2 protein-coding genes are annotated in these 2,131 nt (G+C 66.8%); one reads left to right on the forward strand and one right to left on the reverse strand.

Annotated features, from left to right (window positions below; all coding sequences use genetic code 11):
• Positions 1–1,161 precede the first annotated feature (1,161 nt).
• Positions 1,162–1,584 carry an ATP-binding protein gene (locus AB0G04_RS44145; protein WP_360996734.1) on the reverse strand — a complete coding sequence of 141 codons (423 nt, stop codon included), beginning with the start codon at positions 1,582–1,584 and terminating at the stop codon, positions 1,162–1,164.
• Positions 1,585–1,880: 296 nt separating this feature from the next.
• Here AB0G04_RS44145 and AB0G04_RS44150 point away from each other — a divergent pair.
• The coding region (locus AB0G04_RS44150) for a sigma factor (RefSeq protein ID WP_360996737.1) at positions 1,881–2,131 on the forward strand (251 nt) is incomplete at its 3' end.

A 2,131-nucleotide genomic window follows, 5' to 3' on the forward strand; every position in this document is an offset into this window, starting at 1 on the left:
GGTATTGCCATAATTGGCACTGGCTTATCAAGCACCCTGTTGAGTTCTCAAAGAACAACCGCACACCATCAAACCAGACCGCCAATCAGCGGCCCACCCTCCGGGGCACTCGCTCTACTTTACCCGCCGTTTCCGCCGTGTCAAATCCGCGTTTCGCAACCGAATTCAACAACCACAGAAACCGCTGGAGCCCGCAGAAGAGTACACGATGCCTCGTGGCACTCGAACTTTGGGGTTTGGCAGGACGGCCGCTGCGAGTCTGTGTTGCCTGACCCGCTTGCCTCGCCCGTTTCCCTGCCGGCTCGGAGAACATTACCCGGTCGTCCTCGCGACGCCAAATCGCCCCCCACACGGGATCGCACTTCTGGTGCCGCTGATGCCGGCGAGCCGAATGAGGTCGATGACCATACGAAGTGAGCCCGATACGCAATGAACACGACTCTCATCCGGCGGCGCAGGAACTGTCAGCACCGGGCCGGAGCCGGAGCCTGGCCGCCACGCGGCCGTCGGCGCCACGGCTCCACCGGCGCCACGCGACCGTCGGCGCCGCCGGTGGATGGCGACCCGGGGAAAGACCGGTTTGGCGCGAGTCAGCCGCAGGGGGCGGACGCGGTGGAGCCGGCCGGGAGAACCGTGACCGTGGTGTGGGCGTCGCGTAGGCGTAATCGCGGTGTGGGCGTGGACCGCAGGTGTGACGTGAGCGTGGACCATGAAGTCGGCGGACACAGACAGTGGCGCAGTGAGTGACGCCGGGCGAATGGTTGATCGGACCGGAAGAGCGTCGTCGTCCTCGACCACAGAACCTGTCCTCGGTTAGCGCCTCCAACTCGATGCGCCGAGAGCGGTGAGCGCCTTCAACTGAGTGCGCCTCTGCCGGAGAAGGCTTCCAGCAGGGAGCGCCTCGGCGAGAACGCATTCCCGGGCCACGGAGCTGCCCTCAGCCATGGAGACGTTCAAGCGGGCCCGGTATATGAACCCAAGGCAGCGTGTGAGCCGACGTCGCTGCGGGGTACGGCATAGCCCATGAAGTCGACGTCGCCCTTGAACCCGACGGCGCCCAGGGAGGCGACACGGTTCATGAGCGCGACGCGGGGCATGAACCCGAAGAGCGGCATGAGCCCAAGGCGGGGCATGAGCCCGGCGCGGGTATGGAGGAGCGCGCTAGTCCCGTACGAAATCGAATCTCGCCCAGATGTTCTTGGTCTTGAGCGTGCGGTACCAGCCGAGGTCGCTGGCGAAGGTACGGGCGAGGCGCAGCCCGAGGCCGCCGAGACCGATGGGCCGCCGCTCGTCGAAGAGGGGTTCGCCGGTCACGTCGTGGTCGGCGACGTCGAGGGTGAGAGCGCCGGGTTCCTGGAGGAGACGGATGACGGCGGGCCCGCGCCCGTGCCGCAGGGCGTTGGTCGCCAGTTCGGTGGCGACCACCGTGATGCGGCCGACACCGTCCTCGTCGTCGAGTGGGGTGCCGATGACGGCGGCGCGCAGATCGGCGCGGAGGTGTCGCAGACCACCGACAGCGTCGAGGCTCCAGCTGCGGAGCTCGGTCGCCGCCGGGTGTGGGACCGGGGCGGGCGGCGACGTCATGCGCCTATCTTGCCCACTCCCGGGGGAAAAACAGAGGGGTCGTTGAGCGCTGCTCGGACGCCGCTCTCGGAAATAGCCATCAATACTGCATGGTTATGCCGGTTTTGTCAGGGTAAAGACCTCATACTTTCGGCTAGTGTTCTCTAGGACTGTCGTATAGAGTCTCCGTAACCGAACGGCCAACTGCGCCTGGATGGTGCCTTCGGGTGCTGTCCCACGGACATAGATGCCCGACCGACCGGGCCCCCTGATCCAGGGGGCCGGCTCTCCGGGAAGGTGTCAGGGAGGACCACGACATGACCGTCACCAAGACCTCGACGGCGGTGCAGCCGTCAACGATGGCCAGCGCTGAGGCTCCGGCGGACAGTGCGGCCGAGCTGCTTTCCGCGATGGCCGCCATGCCGGCCGAGCATCCGTCGCGACCCGCGCTGCGGGACCGGGCGATCGAGGCCTGGCTGCCTCTCGCCCGCCACCTCGCCCACCGCTACTCCGGCCGCGGCGAACCCACCGACGACCTCATCCAGACCGCCACCGTCGGCCTCATCAA

Origin of the sequence: Actinoplanes sp. NPDC023801, from assembly GCF_040639655.1 — a bacterium.
In the GTDB taxonomy this organism is placed as follows: domain Bacteria; phylum Actinomycetota; class Actinomycetes; order Mycobacteriales; family Micromonosporaceae; genus Actinoplanes.